Origin of the sequence: Brucella sp. HL-2 (genome assembly GCF_025846885.2) — a bacterium.
In the GTDB taxonomy this organism is placed as follows: Bacteria; Pseudomonadota; Alphaproteobacteria; order Rhizobiales; family Rhizobiaceae; genus Brucella; species Brucella quorumnocens.
Map to the genome: position 1 here is coordinate 1 of NZ_JAOYTK010000023.1, position 26,059 is coordinate 26,059.

Below are 26,059 nucleotides of genomic sequence, written 5' to 3' on the forward strand. Positions count from 1 at the left end.
AACGGCCAGGTCGAAGGGCAGATCAACAAGCTGAAGCTCGTTAAAAGGCAAATGTATGGGCGTGCCAAGCTGGATCTTCTTCAGGCACGGTTGATCGGCGCAATGTGAAAGAAATCGTCTTCAAAAATGCGTCAGACCCTAAAATTAACCCTTCATTAATCTTAACGGCGTTAAATGGTTTACATCCAGTTCGGCTGGATTCTTACCGAGTGGTTTAGCCACTCTGTTTGACGCCTCCCTGTTAAACTCCTGAGAGCCGCCTTTGCGGCTCTTTTTTTATGCGCTTCATAGAATCAAGTGCATCCGGGACTGTCTGGCGTCCAAACTTTTCACGCTTTGTTTAAATCTGCCGAAAAATATTAACCGAACGTTAAACATAAACTTGCGCGACCGTGCATGAAGGTGCAGTTTGTCGTGGACTTGTCTAACGCAGCTGTTCCGTCCCAGCTCTCCCCATGGTCGAACAGCGGTTCAATAATTTCATTCGCATTCATTTGACGAGAATGCGAGCAACAGAATGATCGCCCGTTGTGCGGTCATGTAAGGTGGCAGAGCAGTGATTAGCGAACAGGGACAGATGCCGGGTAACATGATCAGCCTTGCTGAACGCATGGTGTTCTCGGATTCCTTCAAGCCGATTTACAGTGAAGGCATGGATATGGTCGAGGAAGCCGCAAGCTATCTCGACGGTGAGGGCCGCGAAGAAGCGCGTAATCTCTCGCGCGTTGCCGCAACGCTTTATGCTGCCGAATCGATGCGCCTGACCACCCGTCTCATGCAGGTGGCGTCCTGGCTTCTGTTGCAGCGCGCCGCTCGCAATGGTGAAATGTCTCGCCAGCAGGTCGAGGCCGAGAAGGCGAAAGTTCGTCTTGATACGCCTTCGGCTGGTGAAGTGGCGACCGGCTGGAATGAACTGCCATTCGCATTCATTGAACTCATCGAACGCTCGATCCGCCTTCAGGCACGCGTCCGTCGCATGGATCGTAATGTTTATGGTGAAGTCGTTTCACTGCAAAGTGCTCCACGCGGTAATCCGGTTTCGGATCAGATCGTGTTGCTTAAGACGGCTTTCGGCGCCTCTTAAAAACTGCTGATATTTCGGCTGTGATGGCCTGCAAATGACGCTCTTTTGCGCTTCCGGTGCTCATGTACCTTTTAGTACACTCCGCTCCGGTTCTCAAAGAACGGCATTTTCGGCGGATCACAGCCAAAATCTACCCAGTTTTCCTGCATCAGCAGATGTGTATGTTTCTCTTTTGTTCACTTTTGTGCTGTCAAGTGAACCTGTCTGAGGATAGGGTTCACTTATGAAAGAAACGATTCGCATCATTGGTATTGATCCAGGGCTCCGCCGCACCGGTTGGGGCGTTGTCGAATCGCTTGGAAATTCCCTGCATTTCATCGCTTCCGGTACGGTAACCTCGAATGCTGAAATGGATCTGGCTTCGCGGCTTTGTCAGCTGCATGAGGGCCTTTCCAAAGTCCTGCATGAATTCATGCCCCATGAAGCAGCGGTTGAGCATACATTCGTCAACAAGGATGCGACGGCCACGCTGAAGCTCGGGCAAGCGCGCGGCATTGCGCTATTGGCACCGGCACAGGCGGGACTTCCGGTTGCGGAATATGCGCCAAATGCTGTCAAGAAGGCGGTGATTGGCGTTGGCCATGGCGAAAAGCAGCAGATTCATATGATGGTGAAGGTTTTGATGCCGCGTGCAACATTCGATACCAGCGATGCTGCCGATGCGCTCGCCATCGCAATTTGTCACGCACATCATCGGCAAAGTATTGTCAGCGCACGCAGGATGCAGGCGCTTTTGAGTTAACGCGCATTTGGTCCTGAAAACCGTTTTACACTTTTCGGGATGCGCTTTTAGCGGGGTAGCACTGATATGATCGGCAAGCTTAAGGGCGTGATCGATGAAATCGCTGAGGATCATGCTGTTATTGACGTGCATGGCGTCGGCTATGTTGCCTTTTGTTCCGCCCGCACGCTCGGTAATCTGGGTGGGGCAGGCGAGGCGGCTATTCTGTTTATCGAGACCTATGTGCGCGAAGACATGATCCGCCTCTATGGCTTCGGATCACAGCTTGAACGCGAATGGTTTCGTCTGTTGCAGAATGTGCAGGGCGTGGGTGCCAAGGTGGCGCTTGCCGTGCTTGGAACATTGACGCCACCTGAGCTTGCCAATGCCATTGCACTGCGTGATCTCGCGATGGTTTCGCGTGCGCCGGGCGTCGGCAAGAAGGTGGCCGAGCGAATTGTTACTGAATTGAAGAACAAGGCACCTGCCTTTGCGGGTGATGCAAGCGGGACTATCGGTCTTAAGCAGGAGCTGGGCGCAGGTGCAGCCTCTGCTCCCGTAACAGATGCGGTTTCAGCACTTTCCAATTTGGGTTATTCGCGCGATCAGGCAGCGAATGCCGTAGCTGCGGCTTTGAGGGAAGCCGGTGATGATGCCGATTCGGCCAAGCTTATTCGCCTCGGCCTGAAGGAGCTGTCGCGGTGAGATACTTGCCTGATTTCAGCGATCATGCGAGGAGGGAGCCATGAGCGACCGTAATCCTCTTATCGATGCTGACTTGCGTGGCGAAGACGCCGACAGCACCTTGCGCCCACAAACGCTTAACGATTTTGTTGGGCAGGCGGCAGCGCGCGCCAATCTCAAAGTGTTCATCGAAGCTGCCAAGGTTCGCGGTGAAGCACTCGATCATGTGCTCTTTGTAGGGCCTCCGGGACTTGGCAAGACGACGCTCGCGCAAATCATGGCCAAGGAACTTGGCGTTAATTTCCGCTCAACGTCTGGTCCGGTGATTGCGAAGGCCGGTGATCTGGCCGCCCTTCTGACCAATCTTGAAGATCGCGATGTACTCTTTATTGATGAAATTCATCGACTGAGCCCGGCCGTTGAGGAAATCCTCTATCCGGCGATGGAAGATTTCCAGCTCGACCTCATTATCGGGGAAGGCCCAGCAGCACGTTCGGTCAAGATCGATCTGGCGAAGTTTACGCTGGTCGCAGCAACGACGCGGCTTGGTCTTCTGACCACGCCTTTGCGTGATCGTTTCGGTATTCCGGTAAGGCTCAATTTCTATACGGTTGAAGAGCTCGAATATATTGTGCGCCGTGGTGCTCGCATTATGCAGATGGGTATTTCGCCGGATGGTGCTCTGGAAGTAGCGCGCCGCTCGCGGGGGACACCGCGTATTGCGGGCCGTCTGTTGCGACGTGTGCGCGATTTTGCGCTGGTCGCGGGTGCTGATGTCATAGATCGCAAGATTGCCGACGAAGCTCTGTCACGGCTTGAAGTGGATAATCGCGGTTTTGACCAGCTTGACCGGCGTTATCTGGATATGATCGCCCGTAATTTTGGTGGTGGCCCAGTCGGGATTGAAACCATTGCGGCCGGCTTGTCTGAGCCGCGTGATGCTATAGAAGACATTATCGAACCCTATATGATCCAGCAGGGCTTTCTGCAGCGCACGCCGCGCGGACGTGTTCTAACTGCGCTCGCGTGGCAACATATGGGGCTGGCAGCACCTGCCGAGGTGGTCCAGCAGTCGCAGTTCGGCCTTTTTATGGAAGACGAATGACGGATAAAATCGATCAAGCCGCAGCGCAATCTGTTTCGGGTGAGTTGAGGGATGGTGCCCATTATCTTTATGCGCGCATCTATTATGCTGATACGGATTTTTCCGGCTTCGTCTATCACGGTCGTTATCTCGAATTTTACGAGCGTGGCCGCACCGATTTTCTGCGCTTGCAGGATGTCCACCATATCGAGCTTGCTGAAGGCACGCTTGGTGAAGAAATGGTCTGGGTCGTTCGTCGTATGGAAATCGACTATAAATCGCCCGCAAAAATGGATGATCTCATCCTGGTCGAAACACGGGTGAGCGAGATTCGCGGCGCGCGCGTAATCATGGCGCAGAAGATCACTTGTGGGGATCGGCTGCTGTCGGAGGCCAAGGTTGAAGCGGTCATGATTACCAAACAGGGCCATCCCCGCCGTATTCCGGATGAATGGCGCGAAGCTTTCACGAAGGCCGACTGATTTTTTGAGTTGCCCTGCAATAATTAACGGGCAAGCTCGCCTTCTCAGCAAATGCTAACGCATCTTTAACCATAATATTCCATTAATGATGATGACGGAATCGGTTGAAGGGCCGGGTTGAAGCGCAGCGCCTTCCTTTCACCAAAATTAACCGTAACAAGCGCTTTGAGGATTTAAAGTTGAAATCCGGAATGGCGGTTGTGGCGTAGAGCGTCAGCATATCCGTCAGGGTGTGCAAATAGCTCCCGCATAATTCCTTGAATGAATTCAATTCAGGGAATTATGCATAAACTTGAGTTGTTAGAGCGTCCTTTGTGCATCCCAAGGGACGCACGGCGCTCTAATGATAAAGCTGCGCAGGTTGAGACGTTCGGAAGCGGATGTTTCTTGAATAATTTGCGATGCCGCCCGGTCAAGAGGCCGGGCGTTTGGATTCGAGGACGGTAGATCGATGGAAAATGTTGCGCTCGCGGCCCCTGCCGCCGATATTACCCTCTGGGGCCTGTTCATGCAGGCGGGCTGGGTCGTTAAGCTGGTTATGCTTGGTCTCGTGGTCGCCTCGGTCTGGACTTGGGCTATCATCGTGGACAAAATTGTTGCTTACGGACGCGCGCGTCGCGCGATTGATCGCTTTGAACAGGCGTTCTGGTCCGGGCAGTCACTGGAAGAACTTTACCGCAATCTCAATGATCGCCGAACGACTGGTATGGCCTCCATCTTCATGGCTGCCATGCGCGAGTGGAAAAAGTCGTTTGAGAAGGGCGCACGTTCTCCGATTGCACTTCAGATGCGTATCGACAAGGCAATGGATGTGGCTCTGGCGCGAGAAAGCGACAAGCTGGAATCGCGACTAGGCTTTCTTGCTACAATCGGTTCTGCTGCTCCGTTTATCGGCCTGTTCGGTACGGTTGTTGGTATTATGACGTCGTTCCAGGCAATTGCTGCATCGAAGAACACCAATCTCGCGGTGGTGGCACCGGGCATCGCCGAAGCGCTGCTCGCAACAGCTATTGGTCTGCTTGCCGCTATTCCAGCAGTTATCGCCTACAACAAGCTTTCGAGCGATGCGGGTAAGGTCAATGGCCGGCTCGAAGGTTTTGCGGATGAGTTCTCTGCCATACTGTCGCGCCAAATTGATGAGAAGCTGACGCCGCGCAGCTAAAGCATGTCGCGGAAAAGTGGGAACCGGTTTTCCGCGACATGCGTGAAAGCAAAAAATAGAGCGTTCCAGCATCAAAGCTAAAACGAGCCTTCGGGAATATTGAAATGGGCATGTCAGTTGGAAATCAGGGAATGCAGTCGGGTGGTCGCCGCAGGCGTGGCCGCAAGAAGGCATTGATGAGTGAAATCAACGTTACGCCATTCGTGGACGTGATGCTGGTGCTGCTTATCATCTTCATGGTTTCTGCCCCGCTTTTGACGGTCGGTGTGCCTATTGATCTGCCAGATACGCAGGCGAAAGCCATGAATGCTGACACACAGCCGATCACCGTATCGGTGAACAGCGAAGGCCAGATTTATCTGCAGGAAACTGAAATTCCGCTTGATGAAGTTGTTGCCAAACTTCAGGCGATTGCCAAGACCGGTTACGAAGAGCGCATTTTCGTGCGCGGTGACAAGTCTGCCGATTACGGCACTGTCATGAAGGTCATGGCTCGCATTTCCGCCGCCGGTTTCAAGAATATCGGCCTTGTGACACTCCAGGAGCAGGATAGCTGACGCCATCATGAAGGCTGGCCTGACATCTTCTGTAGCGCTCCATACCGTCGTTATCGCGTTGGGGCTCTTCTCCTTCTCCTCGCCGAAGGCATTCGACGTGCAGGATTCGGAGTCGTTTCCGGTCGACATCGTGCCGATCGAATCGATTACCCAGATTCAGCAGGGCGATAAGACCGCACCGATGAAGGAAAAGTCGGCTCCTGTTCCGACGAAAAAGCCGCAGACTGTTCCTGAAGCTCAGAATTTTGGCGATCAGGAAGTCGATAGCCAAACGCCACCACGGCCTGAAAATAAGGCCAAGCCGATTGAAGCGGCTGAGGAGCCAAAAGCGCAGCCGGAGCCGGTGAAGAAGCCGGAACCGAAGCCCGATCCTAAGCCAGAACCTACGCCGCAGGAAAAGCCGACGCCGGTGCCCGCGACGGAAGTTCAGACCAAACCGGAAGAAAAACAGGAAGTGAAACCTGATCCGGTTGCTGAAGCGATCGAAAAACAGGCTGAAACGCCAGATCAGACCGCGCCGAAACTGCCGGACAATGTTCCTGCACCACAGGCAAAGCCAAAACCGCCGCAGGCGCAAACGGCTAAGACACCAGACCGCAAGCCAACGGAAGATCAGAAGAAGTCCCAAACTGCTTCTCAGACATCGCAGTCGAAGAATGACGCCATTGCTGATGAGGTCGCCGCCCTGCTTAACAAGCAGAAGGCATCCGGTGGTGGTGCAAAGCGTTCGACCGATCAGGCATCGCTGGGCGGCAAGAAGAATACGGGCGGCTCGAAGCTGAGCCAGAATGAAATGGATGCCCTTCGTGGCGCGATTTCCAAGTGCTGGAACGTTCCTGCCGGTGTGGCAGATGCACCAGGACTTGTCGTGACGGTGAAGATGCGTCTCAATCAGGATGGTTCTATCCAGGGTTCCCCCGAGGTGACATCTGGTGGTGGTGGAGATGGTGTGGGTCGTGCCGCAGCTGAAAGCGCCAAGCGCGCTGTGGCTCGTTGCGCACCATACAATCTGCCTGCAGACAAATATGACAACTGGTCGGAAGTGATCGTCAACTTCGACCCGAGCGAAATGTTCTGATCAGCTTGGCTGGTCACTCCTAACGAATGCCTGAATGAGGCCCGCCACTAAGGCCCCTCAATAAGGTCTCTGCATAGTTCCCTAGGAATTGTGCAGCAAATCTAAACTGTTAGAGCGACCTTTGTGCGCCCAAGAGGGCGCACGGCACTCTAAGGACAAAAGAGGTCCCTGAAGACATGAAGATCGGCATCATGAAAACAAAGATCCGGACAGTTTTTTCGGCTTTCGCCTGTATGATTGCTGCAAGCCTTGTTGCTACCATGCCTGCTCGTGCGGTGGTGGAAATCAACATCAACAAGGGTGTGGTAGAGCCATTACCGGTAGCGATCACCGATTTCCTTTCGGGCGATCAGCTCGGAGCGAATATCACCTCGGTCATTGCGGCAGATCTTGAGCGTTCGGGCCTTTTCGCACCGATCAACAAGAATGCATTCATTGAAAAGATTTCCAACCCGGACGCAACACCGCGTTTTGAAGATTGGAAAGTCATCAATGCGCAGGCACTGGTCACGGGCCGTATTACAAAGCAGCCGGATGGCAGGCTCAAGGCTGAATTTCGTCTCTGGGATACGTTTGGTGGCCAGCAGCTGATCGGTCAGCAGTTCTTCACAACACCGGATAACTGGCGTCGTGTTGCTCACATCATCGCAGATGCGATCTATGAACGCCTGACCGGTGAAAAAGGCTATTTTGACACCCGCGTTGTTTTCGTCGATGAATCGGGTCCGGCACAGAAGCGTGTGAAGCGCTTGGCTATTATGGATCAGGACGGCGCGAATGTTCGGTACCTTTCAGATGGTCGCGCCATTTCACTGACGCCGCGTTTCTCGCCAAATCGTCAGGAAGTAACCTATATGTCGTTCGAAGGCGGTTCGCCGAAGGTGTACCTGCTGCAGCTCGAAACCGGCCAGCGTGAGCTTGTTGGCAATTTCCCAGGCATGACGATTGCGCCACGCTTCTCGCCAGACGGCCAGAAGGTTGTGATGAGCCTTCTTCAGGATGACGGCAGCGCGAACGTCTACACGATGGACTTGCGTAATCGCACCACAACGCGCCTCACCAATAGTCAGGCGATTGATACGAGTGCATCCTATTCGCCAGACGGTTCGCAGATCGTATTTTCATCTGACCGTGGTGGACGCCCACAGCTCTATGTGATGGGTGCCGATGGTTCCAATCCGCGTCGTATATCTGCTGGTGACGGTAGCTACTCCACTCCAGTATGGTCGCCACGCGGTGATTTGATCGCCTTCACAAAACAGTCTCAGGGACAGTTCTCCATTGGCGTCATGAAGACCGATGGTACGGGCGAGCGTCTGTTGACCTCAGGCTTTCACAATGAAGGCCCGACCTGGGCTCCGAATGGTCGCGTCCTGATGTTCTTCCGCAAGGCAGCAGGTGCCGGTGGCCCAAGGCTGTTTACGATTGATCTGACGGGCCGCAACGAACGCCAGATACAGACGCCGAATTTCGGTTCCGACCCGGCCTGGTCGCCGCTGCTCGACTAAAGCATGTCGCGCTCAAATGGATTCCTTTGAGCTCCCGCAAACATGCGACAGTTAAAAGAATCTAGAGCGAGCGCCATGGGTGCGATTAAGCGCGACACGCTCTACAGCATAATTCCTTAAACTTGAATCAGTTTAAGGTAAAATTATGCTGTAAATATAGAGTGTTAGAGCGACCTTTGTGCGCCCAAGAGGGCGCACGGCGCTCTAGTCTGTACGGTGATTTTAAGAAGTTTAAAGGCGCGGAATGCAGGTTTCGCGCCTTTTTTTATGGCAATTTGCCATAATCCAGGTCGTCGAGCCGTGTTTCTGCCGCATTTAGCCATCACTGGCTAAAAACAGAATTGCTGCCGGAAAAAACCGGTTTGCATTTGGCCGAAAGAAATTGTTAACCATACTTCTTGAGCCTGCCTTAACCTAAATATGATTATTGGTCGGTTACGCAGGAACATCAAATCTTAAGGAGCTCCGGCCCATGCGCCGTTTCCAGTCGATTGCACGTAGCCCTATCGCTATTGCCCTTTTCATGACGCTTGCCGTTGCCGGTTGTGCGTCCAAGAAGAATCTTCCGAACAATGCCGGTGATCTTGGCTTGGCTGGTGGCGCTGCAACGCCCGGCTCGTCGCAGGACTTCACCGTGAATGTCGGCGACCGTATTCTGTTCGATCTCGATTCCTCGCTGATCCGCGCCGATGCACAGCAGACGCTGTCGAAGCAGGCTCAGTGGCTGCAGCGCTATCCGCAGTACTCGATCACCGTCGAAGGCCATGCTGACGAACGCGGTACACGTGAGTACAACCTTGCGCTCGGCCAGCGTCGTGCAGCTGCAACCCGCGACTTCCTCTCAGCTCGTGGTGTTCCAACCAGCCGCATGCGCACCGTTTCCTACGGTAACGAGCGTCCAATCGCTGTTTGTGATAATAATTCGTGCTGGTCTCAGAACCGCCGTGCCGTTACCGTTCTCAACGGTGCTGGCAGCTAAGTTTTAGCAAGTAGCATGAACCTAATCCGGAAAAAGCGGCCTTTGGGCCGCTTTTTTTGATTTAGAGCCCGACTATTGGTGCTTTCGACAAATTTTGGCCGAAGTCACCAGTGTCATAGGGAAAGCATCTTTGCTTTTTATGGATTTTCTCTAAAAGCTGAGAAGAGCCGTGAGAAATTGGGTGTTCAGATAATATTCAGGCACGATGCCTGATCATCCTGTACATGGCCATGATTATTGCGGTTCAAGATTTTAGGGCACATGAGCGATAGGGGCAAAAGGGAATGAGGAAACCAATGAGAAAAGTGACACTGGCAATTGCCATGCTGCCGCTTTTGGCAAGTGCTCCGGTTCTGGCAGCATCTGTTTCTTCGCAGCAAGGGGTTATCCAGCTGGCGCAGGCGGGTGATGCCGGCGGCGGTCAGTTTTCGCAGCAGGTCTGTAATCTCGCGCATCAGAATGCGCAGTCCTATGCCCGTATCCTGCAGCTTCGCGATAAGATGCTGAAAATCCAGCGCGACAACGAAACCCGTTTTCAGGCATTGGAAAAGGGTCGGGGTGGCGCGCAGAACCATGTCAGTATCGGTTCCACTGCGATACTTGACGATGCCATGCGCGATAGCGGCGGCGCGGGCGGGCAGGGCGGATCTCAGAGTCCGGGCTTGCAACAGGAGTTGATCCGCAATCTCACCGGTAAGGTGGAGGATGTCGACGCACAGATAGCGTTCACGAACGAGCAGTTGCAGAAGACGCAGGACGACAATGAATTCCGCTTCGAAGAGCTGGAAAAGAAAAAGGGTGGCGGAGCCGCAGCACAAGCAAGTGCGGGCCAGAATGCGCCGGTAACACCTCCACCCGGTAGCGATCTTTGCACGCAGGGCATGGCGAACCCAGCAGCAATTGCAGACACACTTGGTGCCCGTGCTGAAGCCATGAATTTCCAGGTCCTTGAACTGCAGGATCAGATGCAGAAAATGCAGGAAGAAAACGAACGCCGCTTCCAGGTATTGGAAAATGGTGATCGTGCGGATGCTGGTGGCACGCCAAATGACGGCAATAATACATCGCTGGCAAATGCTGCTCCTACTGGAACCCCCGATAACGGGGGGTCTGGAAGCATTGCGCAAGACGGTAATTATGGTTCTTCTTCGCAAACGGCGGCCAACAATTCAGCGGGCGCCGATTCCATGGCTATTGGTTCAGGTGCTGCCCCACAGGGTGGGCCCCAGCGTGGGGAGCCGCCGAGAGAGCTCGGCTCCATTCGCTTTGACAACAATGGCAATGTAATCGGCGAAACCATGAATGTGGAGCCACGCCCGGCAGAACAGGGTGCAGCACTTCCTGCTGGTGAAGCTGTCGCTTCTCTTCCAACCGACGACAATCCGAATTCGCTTTATCAGGCTGCTTATCAGTATCTGATGTCAGGTGATTACAAAGCCGCGGAGACTGGATTCCGTGAGCATATCAAGCGTTATCCCGCCGATCCGACGACTGCAGAGGCACGCTATTGGCTTGGTGAATCTCTTTATGGTCAGTCACGTTTTCCAGAAGCGGCAACGGTTTTCATCGACACGCAGCGCGATTACCCTGATTCAAAGCGCGCAGCAGAAAACATGTTCAAGCTCGGTATGACGCTTGAAAAAATGGACAATCATGACGTTGCTTGTGCGACTTTCAAACAAGTTCCTGACCGTTATCCGAATGCGGCGCCCGCAATTTTGAAGCGGGTAACGGATGAGCGCACGCGTATTAAATGCTGATTGCGGAGATCATTTGTGGGGCTTTCCCCGATCGAAATTTTTAAACCTTTCGGACTTGAGAATGCTAAAGGAATTGTGGCTGCCGTTTCAGGCGGAAGCGATTCACTGGCACTTTTGTTCCTTTTGAAAGAGTATCTTACGACGCTGGATAATCCTCCGTCGCTGACTGCAGTTACCATTGATCATCGTTTGCGCGACGAATCGGCCAAAGAGGCCGAAGATGTGGGACGTCTTTGCAAGGCGCATGGCGTTATTCATCGAGTGCTGGCTTGGGAAGACGTGAAGCCAAAAAGCGGTGTTGCTGCTGCTGCCCGTTCTGCACGCTACCGACTTCTGGTGCAGGCCGCTCAAGAGGCTGGTGCAGATTATATTGCTACCGGACACACACGCGACGACCAGATCGAAACATTCCTGATGCGGAAAGAACGCAGTTCTCATTCGGAAGCGCGTGGGCTTGCAGCGATGGCTTCGCGGTCCTGGCTGGAAAGTTCTGTCGAGTTGATCAGGCCACTGCTCGGGAAGTCGCGTAGCGAGTTGCGCCAGGAACTGACCAAAAGAAATGTCGTCTGGATCGATGACCCAAGCAATGTGAACACCAATTACGAACGCCCGCGTGTGCGACTGACCTCCGCAGCTGAGGCTGATCCAGATATGATTCTCGCGCAGATTGCGCTCGCGAGTGCTGCGCGCAAACGTGATAACGCGATTCTGATTGCGGCTCTGGCTAATCCTGATTGCGTAAATATGAGCCCGCTTGGCGCGATTACGGTCAACGCCAATATCTATGCGGCGTTACCGGAAAATTTGCGGCGCCTGTTTTCCGGCCTGTTGGCCTCGATTGCAGGCGGTCGGCGCTTTCTGCCCGGTGATGCCGAGCGGTCTCGCATCGAGAGAGTTTTATCGGGGCAAGAAAAAAGCGGGCGCATGACGGTTTTCGGGGCGCTCATCGAACTTGGCAAGAAGGGACAGCCACATCGCTTCCGACGTGAACGGCGCAATCTTCCCGTTATGCGACTTGAACCCGGCCAGCGGATCATTTGGGACGGGCGTTATCGGTTCACCAATGAGGGTGTTCTTTCATTTGATATCTGCGCTCCTGAACGGCAGGAGCTGATTGATTTTATAAAAAACACCGGGTTGGAGGTTGATTCGACGCAACGGGAAGCACTGATGATGCTCCCCGCCGTATATGAAGACGGCAAACTTTCGCAGCTTCCGGCCATGGTTGGACAAAAATTGCCTACAGGAATCAGTATCGAAAGACACTTCGCAATCTTCGATCATGTGCTGCCGGGCTATGATTTTGAGCTGGCAAATGCCGTTGAAAAGCGGTTTGGCCGTGAATGTCCTAATTTTTATAAACCAGATTGACAAGAATCGAAGACGAGGCGGCTCTCGCGCCTTGGCAAGGCCTTCCTTCGATCCTATGTTAAGTCGAAACATCGTCCCGTTCTCGCGGGATGGCCGTGGTATCGATTGGACCCGTTATGAATCCGAACTATCGCAACTTCGCCCTTTGGGCGATCATTGCTCTGCTCTTGATCGCGCTGTTCAACCTGTTCCAGAGTCCTGGCCAGCGCACCAATTCCCGTGAAGTTTCCTATTCCCAGTTTATCGACGACGTTTCCAACGGGCGCGTGAAGTCGGTAACGATCACTGGTGAGCGGATTAGCGGTACGTTTGCCGATAACGGCTCGACCTTCCAAACCTATTCGCCGGGTGATACCGGACTGGTTTCCCGTCTTGAAGAAAAGGGTGTGGCTATCACAGCCCGTCCTGAAAGCGACGGTTCCAGCTCGCTTTTGGGTATTCTCCTTTCCTGGCTTCCAATGATCCTTATTCTGGGTGTGTGGATTTTCTTCATGCGCCAGATGCAGGGTGGCTCGCGCGGCGCGATGGGCTTTGGCAAGTCTAAGGCCAAACTTCTGACCGAAGCGCACGGACGCGTGACTTTTCAGGATGTTGCAGGCGTTGAAGAAGCCAAGCAGGATCTGGAGGAAATCGTTGAATTCCTGCGTGATCCGCAGAAATTCCAGCGTCTGGGGGGTAAAATTCCACGCGGCGTTCTGCTCGTAGGCCCTCCCGGAACCGGTAAGACGCTTCTTGCGCGCTCCGTTGCTGGCGAAGCCAATGTGCCGTTCTTCACGATTTCCGGTTCTGACTTTGTTGAAATGTTCGTTGGTGTTGGTGCAAGCCGCGTCCGTGACATGTTCGAACAGGCCAAGAAGAATGCACCTTGCATCATCTTCATCGACGAAATCGATGCCGTCGGTCGTCATCGTGGCGCCGGTCTTGGTGGCGGCAACGACGAACGCGAACAGACGCTGAACCAGCTTCTGGTCGAAATGGATGGTTTTGAAGCAAACGAATCAATCATTCTGATTGCTGCAACAAACCGTCCCGACGTTCTTGATCCAGCGCTTCTTCGTCCAGGTCGTTTCGACCGTCAGGTCGTGGTTCCGAACCCGGATATCGTTGGTCGCGAACAGATCCTGAAAGTGCATGTGCGCAATGTTCCGCTTGCACCGAATGTCGATCTCAAGATCATTGCACGCGGCACACCGGGCTTCTCTGGTGCAGACCTTGCCAACCTCGTGAACGAATCTGCTTTGATGGCAGCGCGTCGTAACAAGCGCCTTGTGACCATGCAGGAGTTTGAGGACGCTAAGGACAAGATCATGATGGGTGCGGAACGCCGCTCTGCCATGACGCCGGAAGAAAAGGCCAACACGGCTTATCACGAAGCCGGACATGCCATCGTAGCGATGAATGTGCCGAGTTCTGACCCGGTCCATAAGGCAACCATCATTCCGCGTGGTCGTGCGCTGGGTATGGTGATGCAGTTGCCAGAGGGTGATCGTTATTCGGCGACCTATACGTGGATGATTTCGCGTCTGGCGATCATGATGGGTGGCCGCGTGGCTGAAGAGCTGAAGTTCGGCAAGGAAAACATCACTTCTGGTGCTTCCTCTGATATTCAGCAGGCCACCAAGCTCGCTCGTTCGATGGTGACTCAGTGGGGTTATTCCGACAAGCTCGGTCGCGTGGCTTATGGCGATAATCAGGAAGAAGTCTTCCTTGGCCATTCGGTTTCGCGCACGCAGAATGTTTCGGAAGAAACCGCGCAGATCATTGATGCCGAAGTGCGTCGCCTGATCGACGAAGCCTATGCCGATGCAACCCGCATTCTGACTGAAAAGCGTGAGGATTGGATTGCTCTGGCTGAAGGTCTGCTTGAATATGAAACGCTGAGCGGCGATGAAATCAAGCAACTGATCGCTGGCAATAAGCCATCGCGCGATCAGGGTAGCGATACGCCGTCGCGTGGTTCGGGTGTGCCGAAAGCTGGCAGTGCGCGCAAGCGCAAGGGTGAAGAACCAGGCAGCGAGCCTGGCATCGAACCAAATCCGCAGCCGCAGTAACCGTTGTTAAACCTAGGAAAAGCCGGGCAGTCAGCCCGGCTTTTCTGCTTTGGCAGCTGATTTATCAGAAAGGCTCGGTTAAGGATTTCGGCGCATCATAAGCACAATGGTGAGGCATGCGGCTTTGATGCGATTTATTTCCCCGAAAGGTGAAATTGCAATGACTGGTGGTTTTGCGCTAATAACGCAGACAATCTGTTGTCGGCTATTGCCGGGCTAATAAAATCCGGATGCCATTGCCGTCTCACTGGTTTAACAGCGACTGATATTTGATTGCTTCGAGATAGCTCTATGGCGCAACGCAAGGCTAAAAATATGACACGTAAGTATTTTGGAACCGACGGCATTCGCGGCAAGGCCAACAGCTTTCCGATGACGCCTGATATTGCCATGAAAGTTGGTATGGCAGTTGGGCACATCTTCCGCCGTAGGGGCCAAGCCTCGCGCGTTGTGATCGGCAAGGATACACGTCGTTCCGGCTATATGCTGGAAAATGCTCTTGTGGCCGGTTTCACCGCAGCTGGCATGGATGTGTTTCTGCTTGGACCAATTCCGACACCGGCTGTTGCCATGTTGTGCCGTTCATTGCGTGCCGATATCGGCGTGATGATTTCTGCCTCGCACAATCCGTTCTTTGACAATGGCATCAAGCTTTTTGGCCCCGACGGCTTCAAGCTTTCTGACGAGATCGAATTGCAGATTGAAAGCCTGATCGATAGTGATCTCTCGGCTCATCTTGCGACCCATGGCGAAGTGGGTAAGGCAAAGCGCGTCGATGGCGATATTTATCGCTATATCGAGTTTGCAAAGCGCACGTTGCCTCGCAATATATCGCTCAACGGTCTGCGCGTCGTTGTCGATTGCGCCAATGGTGCCGGCTATAAGGTAGCGCCTGCTGCCCTTTGGGAGCTTGGTGCAGAAGTCATCACCATCAATGATGAGCCGAACGGCATCAACATCAATGAGGATTGTGGTTCAACCCATCCGATTGGTTTGATGAAGAAGGTGCATGAAGTTCGTGCCGATGTCGGCATAGCACTTGATGGCGATGCGGATCGCGTTCTGCTCGTCGATGAGAATGGAACCGTGATTGATGGCGACCAGCTTCTAGCGGTGATTGCCGAATCGTGGGCTCGGTCTGACCGTCTGCAAGGCGGCGGTATTGTCGCGACCATCATGTCCAACCTAGGTCTCGAACGCTTCCTCCATGACCACAATATGACGCTTGCCCGCACCAAAGTCGGTGACCGTTACGTCGTTGAACATATGCGTGAGCATGGGTTCAATGTGGGCGGCGAGCAGTCAGGGCATATCGTCCTGTCGGATTTCGCGACAACCGGCGATGGCCTGGTCTCGGCTCTGCAGATTCTTGCGGTCGCGCAGGAAGAAAACAAGCCGCTGAGCGAGTTATGCCGCAAGTTCGAACCGGTGCCACAGCTTCTCAAAAACGTCCGCACCACTGGCGGCAAGCCGCTTGAGAACAAGAAGGTCAAGAGCGCGATTGACGAAGCCACTGAGCGTCTTGGCGCTCAGGGTCGTCTTGTCATTCGTCCATCGGGAACCGAACCGCTTATCCGCGTGATGGCCGAAGGAGATGATCGCGTTCTCGTCGAAAAGGTTGTTAATGATATTATCAGCGTCATTTCTTCGGAAAGTGCCGCTGCCTGATTAGCACGATTGCATGAGAACAAAAAAGCGCGGCAATTCCGCGCTTTTTTGTTGCGGATACGCCCTGCCGCATACTTTAGGGAAGCTTAATAAACGTAGTTAAAAAACAAGGTTAAGTTGTATTTAACTTTTCCTGAATAGTCTGCCCCTGAATACTCGGTTCCGACGCGGTTGCGGCGTGACAAATCGATGGGGCAGATAAATGAACAATCTTATTAGAAATTTGTGTGCTGGTTTGGCCGCATCGGCAGCTTTGTTGGCTTCAGGTTCTCTCGGTGTAGCAGCCGACTACATTGAACCCGTACCAGAAGTGGTTGTCGCTCCCCCAGCTGTTGGTGGCTGGTATCTGCGTGGCGATGTGGGCTACTCGGCTGCAAAGTTCCGTGGTGCGAGTTATACGCTGCCGGGTGGAGGCGGGTGCAATACCTGCGGTGAAGGCGATCCACAGATCCATGGCGGCAAGCTGAAAGGCTCATTCCTGCTTGGCGGTGGCGTTGGCTATCAGGTGACCGACTACTTCCGTACGGATTTGACGCTCGACTACATGACGCGTGCGAAGTTCACCAGCGACCGCGACGAAAGCCAAATGTCTGCTTTGTCACTCCTGGCCAACGCATATGTTGATCTCGGCAATTTCGGTGGCGTGACGCCTTATGTCGGTGCTGGTATTGGTGGCACCCGCGTGAAGTGGAACGACCTTGTTGATACCACGAATGACGGCGTATTGCCCGGCGATGCAAACTGGCGTTTCACCTATGCTCTCATGGCCGGTGCATCGGTTGATCTGACCCAGAACCTCAAGCTCGATGCTGGTTATCGTTATCGCCATATCAATGGTGGCAAGATGTTTAACGGTGCATACGGTGTGGGCGATGGATACGACAAAGGCATGAATGTCCACGATGTACGTGTCGGCCTTCGCTATATGTTCGGCGGCTAATCGTAACGCGTTGATTGAAATAAAGGCTCGGGCAACCGGGCCTTTTTCTTTTTGTTTCCGAAAATCCTGTCCAAACGGCACATAAGTTAGTTTTGTTACGATTTTCCGTTTTTAAAATTTCGGTTTGCGCATACAAGGCCGCATGAAATTAAAGCATGTCGCAGTTAAATGGGTTCGTTTAACGTTCGCGAACATGCGGCAATTAAAAGAATCTAGAGCGAGCACCATGGGTGCGATCAAACGCGACACGCTCTAGTGTCGCCTCAAAAATAAAAGTTAGACTGCGCGCAGTCTGAAGGGAGAGAAATGAAAGCCCTCGTCGCGTTGTCCGATTTTGTCGGACGTTCCTTTGCCGTCTGGATTATCGTCTTTGCCGTACTTGGTTTCCTGCTACCATCGACGTTCAGCGTGTTTGCGCCGTGGATCGTCGTGTTGCTCGGCATCATCATGTTTGGCATGGGCCTTACGATTTCGACCAAGGATTTCGCGGAAGTTGCCAAACGGCCGTTTGACGTGCTTATCGGTGTTATTGCCCAGTTCCTGATTATGCCGCTCCTTGCCGTTTTGCTGACGCGCATTATCCCGATGTCACCGGAAGTTGCTGCAGGCGTAATTCTTGTTGGCTGTTGTCCGGGTGGCACTGCAAGCAATGTGATGACCTATCTCAGTAAAGGCGATGTTGCGCTCAGTGTTGCTTGCACCAGCGTCACAACCTTGCTTGCACCGATTGTCACGCCGTTTCTCGTCTGGTTTTTTGCCAGTCAGTACCTTCCCGTCGATGCGATGAGCATGTTTGTCAGCATCCTCAAGGTTATCCTCGTGCCGCTTGCGCTTGGCTTCATTCTGCAAAAGCTGATGCCAGGTCTTGTGAAGGCAGCAGTTCCGATGCTGCCGCTGGTGTCTGTCATCGGCATTGTTTTGATTGTCGCTGCTGTGGTTGCGGTCAACAAGGTCGCGATTGCCCAGTCCGGCGCATTGATCTTCGCGGTTGTCGTGCTGCATAACGGATTTGGATTGGTGTTGGGCTATTTCGCGGCACGAGCTGCTGGTCTTTCGCTTGCTAAACGCAAGGCGATCAGCATCGAGGTCGGCATGCAGAACAGTGGTTTGGGTGCGGCACTCGCGAACGCGCATTTTTCGCCTCTGGCGGCTGTTCCGAGTGCCGTTTTCAGTGTGTGGCACAATGTTTCTGGTGCGCTCATCGCAAGCTATTATGCGCGCATGCAAGATGAGCCATCCAAGAAGTAATCCCAGAGCATGTCTCCCAAAATTGGGAACAGGTTTTCGGAATCTAAATGACTACTAGAGCGTGTCGCGCTTGATCGCACCCATGGCGCTCGCTCTAGATTCTTTCAATTGTCGCATGTTCGCGGGAGCTCAAATGAATCCATTTGAGCTCGACATGCTTTTTAGGCATCCAAACTCGCCGGGACCAATCTCGGCAGGTTCTGCAAAAATAACTTTCACGCCATATTGTGAAAATTTTGCTTTCCGGTATTTTCATCAGCGGGCCACGCCTCCCCAACGAGGCGCGTGCTATCTGTGAGGATAGGAAACAAAATGACGACGATTGCGAAGCCGGCAGTTCGCCCGGCTAACCCTAATTTTTCATCTGGTCCCTGTGCAAAACGCCCTGGTTGGTCGCTTCAAGCGCTTGCCGATGCGCCGCTTGGCCGTTCGCACCGCGCGAAAATCGGCAAGAACAAGCTGAAAGAAGCCATCGACCTTACCCGCGAAATTCTCGGCGTTCCCGCTGATTACCGCATCGGCATTGTGCCTGCATCCGATACAGGTGCTGTTGAAATGGCGCTGTGGTCGCTGCTCGGTGAGCGCGGCGTGGATATGGTTGCATGGGAGAGCTTCGGTTCGGGCTGGGTCACCGATGTGATCAAGCAGCTCAAGCTCGAAGATTCGCGCACCTTTGTTGCGCCTTATGGCGAGCTGGTCGATTTCGCTGAAGTCGATTTCGACCGCGATGTGGTTTTCACTTGGAATGGCACGACTTCTGGCGTTCGCGTACCAAATGCTGATTTCATTCCAGCAAATCGTAAGGGTCTGACCATTTGCGATGCAACCTCGGCTGCTTTCGCGCAGCGTCTTGATTTTGCAAAGCTCGATGTCGTCACTTTCTCATGGCAGAAAGTGCTGGGCGGCGAGGGCGCACACGGCATTCTCATTCTTTCCCCACGCGCTGTTGCACGTCTGGAAAGCTACAAGCCAGCATGGCCGCTGCCAAAGATTTTCCGCCTCACTTCAGGCGGCAAGCTGATCGAGGGCATTTTTGTCGGCGAAACGATCAACACGCCTTCCATGCTTTGCGTTGAAGATTATCTCGACGCACTGAGCTGGGCGCGCTCGGTTGGCGGTCTTGACGGTCTGGTTGGGCGCGCCGATGCGAACTTCGCAGTTCTCGATGCTTTTGTTGAAAAGACGCCATGGATTGCGAATCTGGCGCAAAAGCCTGAAACGCGATCCAATACCTCTGTCTGCCTGACGATCGTTGACCCGGAAGTGACTGCACTTTCGGCGGATCAGCAGGCGGCTTTTGCTAAGGGCATTGTTTCGGCGTTGGAAAAAGAGGGCGTTGCCTTCGATATCGGTGCCTATCGCGATGCACCGTCTGGCTTGCGCATCTGGGCTGGTGCTACGGTTGAAACTTCCGATCTCAAAGCACTGACAGCATGGCTTGATTGGGCTTTCGGCTTACAGAAAGCCGCGCTGAAAGCTGCTGCTTAATCCGGGGAAGTGCATGAATTCGTGGTCGCGTTGGGGCGATCACGATCAGCATTCCATTCGTTTCGACGCATGGTCCAAACCCAAGCCGGTTCATAGCTTTTGCTGGACATGCTCGATTAAAGATTACTTGAAGGAGGCCTTCCATGGCACCTCGCGTTCTCGTATCCGATAAATTGTCGCCGACCGCCGTCCAGATTTTCAAAGATCGCGGCGTTGAAGTTGATTATCTGCCCGATCTTGGCAAGGACAAGGAAAAGCTCCTTGAAGTCATTGGCCAATATGATGGTCTGGCGATTCGTTCGGCCACCAAAGTCACCGAAAAGCTGATCGCAGCCGCCACCAACCTCAAGGTTGTCGGACGTGCTGGTATCGGCGTCGACAATGTTGATATTCCGGCCGCGTCGCGTCGCGGTATCATTGTGATGAACACGCCTTTCGGCAATTCGATCACCACTGCAGAACATGCAATTGCACTGATGTTTGCTGTTGCTCGTCAGCTTCCTGAAGCTGACGTTTCAACCCGCGCCGGCAAGTGGGAAAAGAACCGCTTCATGGGCGTCGAAATCACTGGCAAAACGCTTGGTGTTATCGGCTGCGGCAATATCGGCGCGGTTGTTGCCACACGCGGCATCGGTCTCAAGATGCATGTCGTGGCGTTTGATCCATTTCTCTCCGAATCGCGCGCACAGGAACTCGGCGTGGAAAAGGTGGAGCTGGATGAACTTCTGGCACGCGCCGATTTCATCACGCTGCATACACCACTGACCGACAAGACACGTGGCATCATCAATGCAGACGCACTTGCAAAGACCAAGTCAGGGGTTCGTATCGTCAATTGCGCACGCGGCGGCCTGATCGTGGAAAAAGATCTGGTCGAAGCGCTGAAATCGGGGCATGTGGCAGGCGCAGGTATCGACGTGTTCGAGACTGAACCGGCAACTGAAAACGAGCTGTTCAATCTGCCAAACGTCGTTTGCACCCCGCATCTTGGCGCTTCGACTTCAGAAGCACAGGAAAATGTGGCTTTGCAGGTCGCCGAGCAGATGTCGGATTACCTCGTCAAGGGGGCGGTATCCAATGCCATCAACATGCCCTCGATCACGGCAGAAGAAGCACCGCGTCTCAAGCCCTTCGTCAAGCTTGCAGAAGTTCTGGGCGCCTTCGTTGGTCAGGTAACAGACGAGCCTATTCAGGAAGTCGAAGTGCTTTTTGACGGCTCGACCGCTGGCATGAACACCCGCGCTCTGGTGAGTGCGGCTCTCGCAGGTCTGATCCGACCGCAGGTGGCTGATGTGAATATGGTTTCGGCACCGATCATGGTGAAGGAACGTGGAATCATCGTTTCCGAGATCAAACGCGACAAGTCAGGTATCTTCGACGGCTATATCAAGCTGACCGTGAAGACGACCGAACGTGAACGCTCGATTGCCGGAACCTGCTTCTCTGATGGCAAGGCGCGCTTCATTCAGATCAAGGGAATCAACCTTGATGCCGAAGTCGGTCCACACATGCTTTATGTGACGAATGTCGACATTCCGGGCATGATCGGTCTGCTTGGTACGATCTGCGGCAAGCACAATATCAACATCGCAAACTTCGCTCTCGGACGTAATCATCCGGGCGGCGATGCGATCGCGATGCTCTATGTCGATGACAGGATTCCACAGGCAGCACTTGACGAACTCATTGCACAAGAGGCAATCAAGGCGGCAAGACCTTTGGAATTCAACATCGAGGAAGCTTGAGCAACATGACGGACGGGATTGAACAGGCAGAATGGCGACGCATGCAAGCGCCAGATATGGCGCGTGTGACGGCTGTGGCCAATGTCGTTCATCCCGACTTCTTCGAGGATGAGGCGGTCTTCCGGGACCGCTTCAGCATTTATCCGGCTGGTTGCTTTGTACTGGCACGCGGCACTGAAATTCTCGGTTATGGTATCAGCCATCCGTGGAAACTTGATTCGGTCCCCGCCCTTAATTCGGTGCTGGGTGAACTGCCCAATGACATCAGCACGTATTACATTCACGATATTGCACTTCTGCCTGAAGTCCGTTCTGGCGGGCAGGCATCGCGTGTTGTCGAGCTGATGGCAGCGCAGGCCGAACGTGATGGTTTCGTTACCATGGCACTTGTTGCCGTTAATGGGTCTCAGGGCTTCTGGGAGAAAAAGGGCTTTGTCATTCGTGATGTGCCTGCACTCGAGGAAAAGCTGCAAGGCTATTCTGATGAGGCGCTCTACATGGTTCGCGCTGGCTAAAAGAGCGTTTTGCCACAGAATAGCCACATTCTCGACACCAGTTCGCCATGTTTTTCCCCGTTTTGAAAGCTGTTTTTCCAAGTTGTCGTGAAAATATTCGCATTTCCTGCATGAAAGAGTCGCGTAAGCAGGATTCAGTCGGTATAGAGACGAGGGATCAGCACCTCGCGTTTCATTGACGGGGCTTGCTTGCGATCCTTGGGCTATACATTACGGCTGAAATGCCGGACCGAGGAGTTTTCTCAATGGCGAATGTAGTTGTCGTCGGGTCGCAATGGGGCGATGAGGGCAAGGGAAAGATCGTGGACTGGTTGTCCGAGCGCGCCGATGTGATTGTGCGCTATCAGGGCGGTCATAACGCGGGTCATACGCTTGTCATCGATGGCGTCAGCTACAAGCTTTCGCTTCTGCCATCCGGCCTTGTGCGCGGCAAGCTGAGCGTGATCGGCAACGGTGTTGTGGTTGATCCGCATCATTTTGTCATGGAAGTTGAGAAACTGCGCGGTCAGGGCATCGAAATCACGCCGGACGTGCTGCGCATTGCGGAAAACGCTCCGCTGATTCTCTCCATTCATCGCGAACTTGACGCTATGCGCGAAGGCGCTACTGAAGGCCTCAAGATCGGCACGACCAAGCGAGGTATTGGCCCTGCTTACGAAGACAAGGTTGGCCGTCGTGCAATCCGCGTCATCGACCTGACTGAGCCGGAAACACTGGAGCCAAAGGTTGAGCGTCTGCTCACCCATCACAACCTGCTGCGTCGCGGCATGGGTCTTGAAGAAATCTCGGTTAAGACCATTCTTGAAGAGCTGACTTCGGTTGCCGACAAGATCCTGCCTTACATTGATCAGGTCTGGCGCGTTCTCGATGAACGCCGTAAGGCTGGCGCTCGCATTCTTTTCGAAGGTGCGCAGGGTGCATTGCTCGATAACGACCACGGCACCTATCCGTTCGTCACCTCGTCCAATACGGTTGCCGGTCAGGCAGCTGCTGGTTCGGGCCTTGGTCCGACAGCAATCGGTTATGTTCTCGGCATTACCAAGGCGTACACCACCCGTGTTGGCGAAGGCCCATTTCCGACCGAACTTAATGACGAAATCGGCGAATTCCTTGGCACCAAGGGCCATGAATTTGGCGTGGTGACGGGTCGTAAGCGTCGTTGCGGCTGGTTCGATGCGGTTATCGTTCGCCAGACGGTTCGCACGTCCGGCATTACCGGCATTGCACTGACCAAGCTCGACGTTCTCGACGGTCTTGAAGAAATCAAGATTTGCGTGGCCTATGAGCTTGATGGCAAGCGCATCGACTATCTCCCATCCTCAATGGGTGCGCAGGCTCGCGTGAAGCCGATCTATGAAACGCTGCCGGGCTGGTCGGAAACGACAGCTGGTGCGCGTTCGTGGAATGATCTTCCGGCACAGGCTGTCAAATATGTTCGCCACATCGAAGAGCTGATCGGTGCTCCGGTTGCAATGCTTTCGACGAGCCCTGAACGTGAAGACACGATCCTCGTAACCGATCCATTCCAGGATTGATTGATCTGAACTTCGGTTCTGCAAAAATAATACACCCGGTTTGTCATCATGGCGGACCGGGTATTTTTTTAAGGTTTTTTCGCGATCATTTTGAAAGCGTTCACTTAATCGTTGCCGCAACCTTTGCTTTCCATCGATTATTGTGATTATTGAGACATTTACTGCATTTCGAACTCGCGGAAACTGGGTAAAACGGCATGGCGGATTTTGTAGCGGTTCTGAAAAAGACAATCGATGCGCAGGCAGACAAATCGCCTGAACTGCGCCAGCGTGTCTATGCAAAGGCGCGTGCGACGATTGAACAGAAGCTTGTGACTGCGAATGCCTCGCAAGTTGTGGCTGTCCGCCAGCGCAAGATTCTCGAAGACGCTATTGAAGAAGTTGAAGCTTTTTACGCCCCGCCGGCATCGACGCCTGTGGTTGAAGAACCGCAGACGGATCCGCTGGAAGACTTTCTGCACGAATCAACCCGTTCGACACGAATGTCGTCCTATGATGATGAAGCTCCGGTTTCGACCGAGCGTCGTTATTCCGACGGCGATGTCGATAGTGATGCTGCTGCCGCGCCGGTTCATTCTCGTAGCAATGATGACTGGGCCGTTGAGCGCGATAGGGACGGTTCTGATGACAAGGCGTATGCCCGCCGCGGGGAATATGCAGATCAGGACGTTCGGAAAGAAAAGCGCTCGTTCAAGGGTTTGATCATCGGCCTTATTGCCGTCCTCGCTCTTGGTGGCGTGGGTTATGGCGTTTGGGCAAACAAGGACAAGCTGCAGGAACTGGCATCAAGCCTTGGCCGCAGCGATGCGCCTGCCAGCGGTGATACTGGTACAACGCAACCACCTGCAGAAGAGACGCCGCCAGCCGGACAGACCGCCGGTAATGAGCAGCCGCCGAGCGAACAGACGCCAGCAACACCTGAAGAACAGAAGATGACGCAGCGTCTCATGCCAGATGGCAGTGAGACTGATGAAGGCCCGGCGGGTGGTCAGGCTGGCGTTGGCGAAGGCAAATCAACAGCCGCTTCGACACCAACGCCTGAGCAGACCAACACCCAGAATCAGCCGCAGTCTCAGCAGGCCGTAGCCGTTGGCCAGCAGGCGCTTCTCTATGAAGAGCGCGGCGGTACGGAAACCGGATCGGTTGAGCGTGGCAACGTCGTCTGGTCCGAGATTGAAGAAAGCCCAAGCGAGGGCGAACCGGCAGCGCCAGCTATTCGTGCAAGCGTGACGATGCCTGACAGCAAGGTTGAGCTGAAGATGACGATCCGCAAGAATACGGATCAATCGATTCCTGCCAGCCATCTGATTGAAATGGTCTTCACCGTGCCTGATAATTTCGTTGGCGGTGTCGTCGATAATGTTCAGCGTATTACGTTCAAGGATACCGAGCAGGCAGCGGGCAACCCGTTGATCGCTGTACCATCCAAGATCGCGGATAATTTCTTCATCATCTGGCTTAATGATGCAAAGACCGCGCAAGATACCAATCTTTCGCTGATGCGTCGTCTGCAGTGGATCGATATTCCGGTTTCCTACCGCAATGGTCGCCGTGCGCTGATCAGTCTTGAAAAAGGAGTTCCCGGCGAGAAGGTCTTTAATGACGTTCTCGGCGTGAACTAAAACGCAGAACAGAGAATCATAAAAGGCCGCTGTAAAGCGGCCTTTTTTATTGAAACCAATACGGTTATTTCTTTTCTGCGAAAGCCTTGATTGCCTTGGCTACTTCGTTTGCTGCAGTTTCAGCACTGTCAAAGCCACCCAGTTCTACAACCTTACGGCCTTCTGGGAGCTGCTTGTAAACGCGGAAGAATGCTTCCAGGCGCTGTTGTTCAATCTTTGGCAGATCCGAGAGCTCCTTGATGTTGTCGTAGGTTGGATCGATTTTGGAGGTTGGAACAGCCACGATCTTATCGTCGGTTTCGCCACCGTCGATCATCTTCAGAACGCCGATTGGGCGGACCTTGATAATTGCGCCTGGAACGATAGGTTCACGGGTGTAGACGAGGGCATCAAGCGGATCACCATCGCCAGCGAGCGTGCTGGTGATCGAACCGTAATTGGCCGGATAGATCACAGGCATCGACTGATAACGATCAACAACGATGTGACCGGTCTTGTCGTCAATTTCATATTTGGTGAAGCTGCCCTGAGGAATTTCGATGGCAGTGAAGAACTCTTTCCCGTCCTGTTCTTTCTGAGGATAGTCGAGATAAGAGACATATTCAGACGCGGATACGGCGGTCGCAGCGGTGAGAGCGAGAGCTGCAGCGAGCAGGAGCTTTTTCATGGGATGACCTTTAGGCTTCGGTGAAATACACCTGTTGCCTAAAGCCATTGCGTCACAGTTATTTGACGGATTTTTATCAGTTGCGTGACAGTGCGTCACCACTCGACGAG

The 26,059-nt window shown here is 53.6% G+C and carries 22 protein-coding genes; 21 read left to right on the top strand and 1 reads right to left on the bottom strand.

Translation table 11 applies throughout. The features are described from left to right. The first annotated feature begins 577 nt into the window (after positions 1 to 577). The 21 genes from rcdA to OIV19_RS18590 all read left to right on the top strand — a co-directional run bounded on the left by rcdA (position 578) and on the right by OIV19_RS18590 (position 25,282). Positions 578 to 1,084: a protease adaptor protein RcdA gene (rcdA, locus tag OIV19_RS18490; protein WP_095447972.1), complete on the top strand. Its 507-nt coding sequence runs from the start codon at positions 578 to 580 to the stop codon at positions 1,082 to 1,084. 223 nt (positions 1,085 to 1,307) lie between these two features. Then, complete coding sequence (gene ruvC / locus OIV19_RS18495; RefSeq protein ID WP_095447328.1) at positions 1,308 to 1,826, top strand: crossover junction endodeoxyribonuclease RuvC; 519 nt, start codon at positions 1,308 to 1,310, stop codon at positions 1,824 to 1,826. Between the two features lie 66 nt (positions 1,827 to 1,892). After that, a complete protein-coding gene (gene ruvA, locus OIV19_RS18500) occupies positions 1,893 to 2,510 on the top strand; it encodes a Holliday junction branch migration protein RuvA (protein ID WP_095447327.1) in 618 nt (205 codons plus the stop codon). 40 nt (positions 2,511 to 2,550) lie between these two features. Then, on the top strand, positions 2,551 to 3,594 hold the full coding sequence (gene ruvB / locus OIV19_RS18505) for a Holliday junction branch migration DNA helicase RuvB (RefSeq protein ID WP_095447326.1): 1,044 nt from the start codon (positions 2,551 to 2,553) through the stop codon (positions 3,592 to 3,594). Further along, positions 3,591 to 4,055: a YbgC/FadM family acyl-CoA thioesterase gene (locus tag OIV19_RS18510; protein ID WP_264232781.1), complete on the top strand. Its 465-nt coding sequence runs from the start codon at positions 3,591 to 3,593 to the stop codon at positions 4,053 to 4,055. Before ruvB ends, OIV19_RS18510 begins: the two co-directional genes overlap by 4 nt. Before the next feature lie 451 nt (positions 4,056 to 4,506). Next, positions 4,507 to 5,217, top strand: a complete 711-nt coding sequence (tolQ, locus tag OIV19_RS18515) for a protein TolQ (protein WP_024895714.1) — start codon at positions 4,507 to 4,509, stop codon at positions 5,215 to 5,217. Between the two features lie 104 nt (positions 5,218 to 5,321). Then, entirely contained in the window at positions 5,322 to 5,774 is a 453-nt protein-coding gene (gene tolR / locus OIV19_RS18520; RefSeq protein ID WP_024895713.1) for a protein TolR, read from the top strand. A 7-nt stretch (positions 5,775 to 5,781) separates the two neighbouring features. After that, the gene (tolA, locus tag OIV19_RS18525) at positions 5,782 to 6,852 is read left to right on the top strand and encodes a cell envelope integrity protein TolA (RefSeq protein WP_095447324.1); all 1,071 of its coding nucleotides are present in this window, start codon (positions 5,782 to 5,784) and stop codon (positions 6,850 to 6,852) included. 176 nt (positions 6,853 to 7,028) lie between these two features. Continuing rightward, positions 7,029 to 8,360: a Tol-Pal system beta propeller repeat protein TolB gene (gene tolB, locus OIV19_RS18530; RefSeq protein WP_095447323.1), complete on the top strand. Its 1,332-nt coding sequence runs from the start codon at positions 7,029 to 7,031 to the stop codon at positions 8,358 to 8,360. 472 nt (positions 8,361 to 8,832) lie between these two features. Further along, positions 8,833 to 9,339, top strand: coding sequence for a peptidoglycan-associated lipoprotein Pal (pal, locus tag OIV19_RS18535; protein WP_094578174.1), 507 nt, complete (start codon positions 8,833 to 8,835; stop codon positions 9,337 to 9,339). 284 nt (positions 9,340 to 9,623) lie between these two features. After that, positions 9,624 to 11,099: a tol-pal system protein YbgF gene (gene ybgF / locus OIV19_RS18540; RefSeq protein ID WP_264232786.1), complete on the top strand. Its 1,476-nt coding sequence runs from the start codon at positions 9,624 to 9,626 to the stop codon at positions 11,097 to 11,099. Between the two features lie 15 nt (positions 11,100 to 11,114). Continuing rightward, positions 11,115 to 12,470, top strand: coding sequence for a tRNA lysidine(34) synthetase TilS (gene tilS, locus OIV19_RS18545; RefSeq protein ID WP_264232788.1), 1,356 nt, complete (start codon positions 11,115 to 11,117; stop codon positions 12,468 to 12,470). Positions 12,471 to 12,586: 116 nt separating this feature from the next. Next, complete coding sequence (ftsH, locus tag OIV19_RS18550; protein WP_095447320.1) at positions 12,587 to 14,521, top strand: ATP-dependent zinc metalloprotease FtsH; 1,935 nt, start codon at positions 12,587 to 12,589, stop codon at positions 14,519 to 14,521. Positions 14,522 to 14,836: 315 nt separating this feature from the next. Next, positions 14,837 to 16,189, top strand: a complete 1,353-nt coding sequence (glmM, locus tag OIV19_RS18555) for a phosphoglucosamine mutase (RefSeq protein WP_191793448.1) — start codon at positions 14,837 to 14,839, stop codon at positions 16,187 to 16,189. Between the two features lie 202 nt (positions 16,190 to 16,391). Beyond that, positions 16,392 to 17,129 (top strand): outer membrane protein, encoded by a 738-nt coding sequence (locus OIV19_RS18560; RefSeq protein ID WP_095447318.1) that lies wholly within the window; start codon positions 16,392 to 16,394, stop codon positions 17,127 to 17,129. 306 nt (positions 17,130 to 17,435) lie between these two features. Then, on the top strand, positions 17,436 to 18,377 hold the full coding sequence (locus tag OIV19_RS18565; RefSeq protein ID WP_095447317.1) for a bile acid:sodium symporter family protein: 942 nt from the start codon (positions 17,436 to 17,438) through the stop codon (positions 18,375 to 18,377). 312 nt (positions 18,378 to 18,689) lie between these two features. Then, the gene (locus OIV19_RS18570) at positions 18,690 to 19,865 is read left to right on the top strand and encodes a phosphoserine transaminase (RefSeq protein WP_264232792.1); all 1,176 of its coding nucleotides are present in this window, start codon (positions 18,690 to 18,692) and stop codon (positions 19,863 to 19,865) included. A 143-nt stretch (positions 19,866 to 20,008) separates the two neighbouring features. Continuing rightward, complete coding sequence (gene serA, locus OIV19_RS18575; protein WP_095447315.1) at positions 20,009 to 21,610, top strand: phosphoglycerate dehydrogenase; 1,602 nt, start codon at positions 20,009 to 20,011, stop codon at positions 21,608 to 21,610. Between the two features lie 5 nt (positions 21,611 to 21,615). After that, entirely contained in the window at positions 21,616 to 22,125 is a 510-nt protein-coding gene (locus tag OIV19_RS18580; protein ID WP_095447314.1) for a GNAT family N-acetyltransferase, read from the top strand. A gap of 245 nt (positions 22,126 to 22,370) precedes the next feature. After that, entirely contained in the window at positions 22,371 to 23,660 is a 1,290-nt protein-coding gene (locus tag OIV19_RS18585) for an adenylosuccinate synthase (RefSeq protein WP_095447313.1), read from the top strand. 197 nt (positions 23,661 to 23,857) lie between these two features. Then, complete coding sequence (locus OIV19_RS18590; RefSeq protein WP_095447312.1) at positions 23,858 to 25,282, top strand: transcriptional regulator; 1,425 nt, start codon at positions 23,858 to 23,860, stop codon at positions 25,280 to 25,282. 64 nt (positions 25,283 to 25,346) lie between these two features. On the opposite strand, the gene OIV19_RS18595 is transcribed toward OIV19_RS18590, so the two are convergent. Then, positions 25,347 to 25,949, bottom strand: coding sequence for an inorganic diphosphatase (locus tag OIV19_RS18595; RefSeq protein WP_095447311.1), 603 nt, complete (start codon positions 25,947 to 25,949; stop codon positions 25,347 to 25,349). Positions 25,950 to 26,059 lie beyond the last annotated feature (110 nt).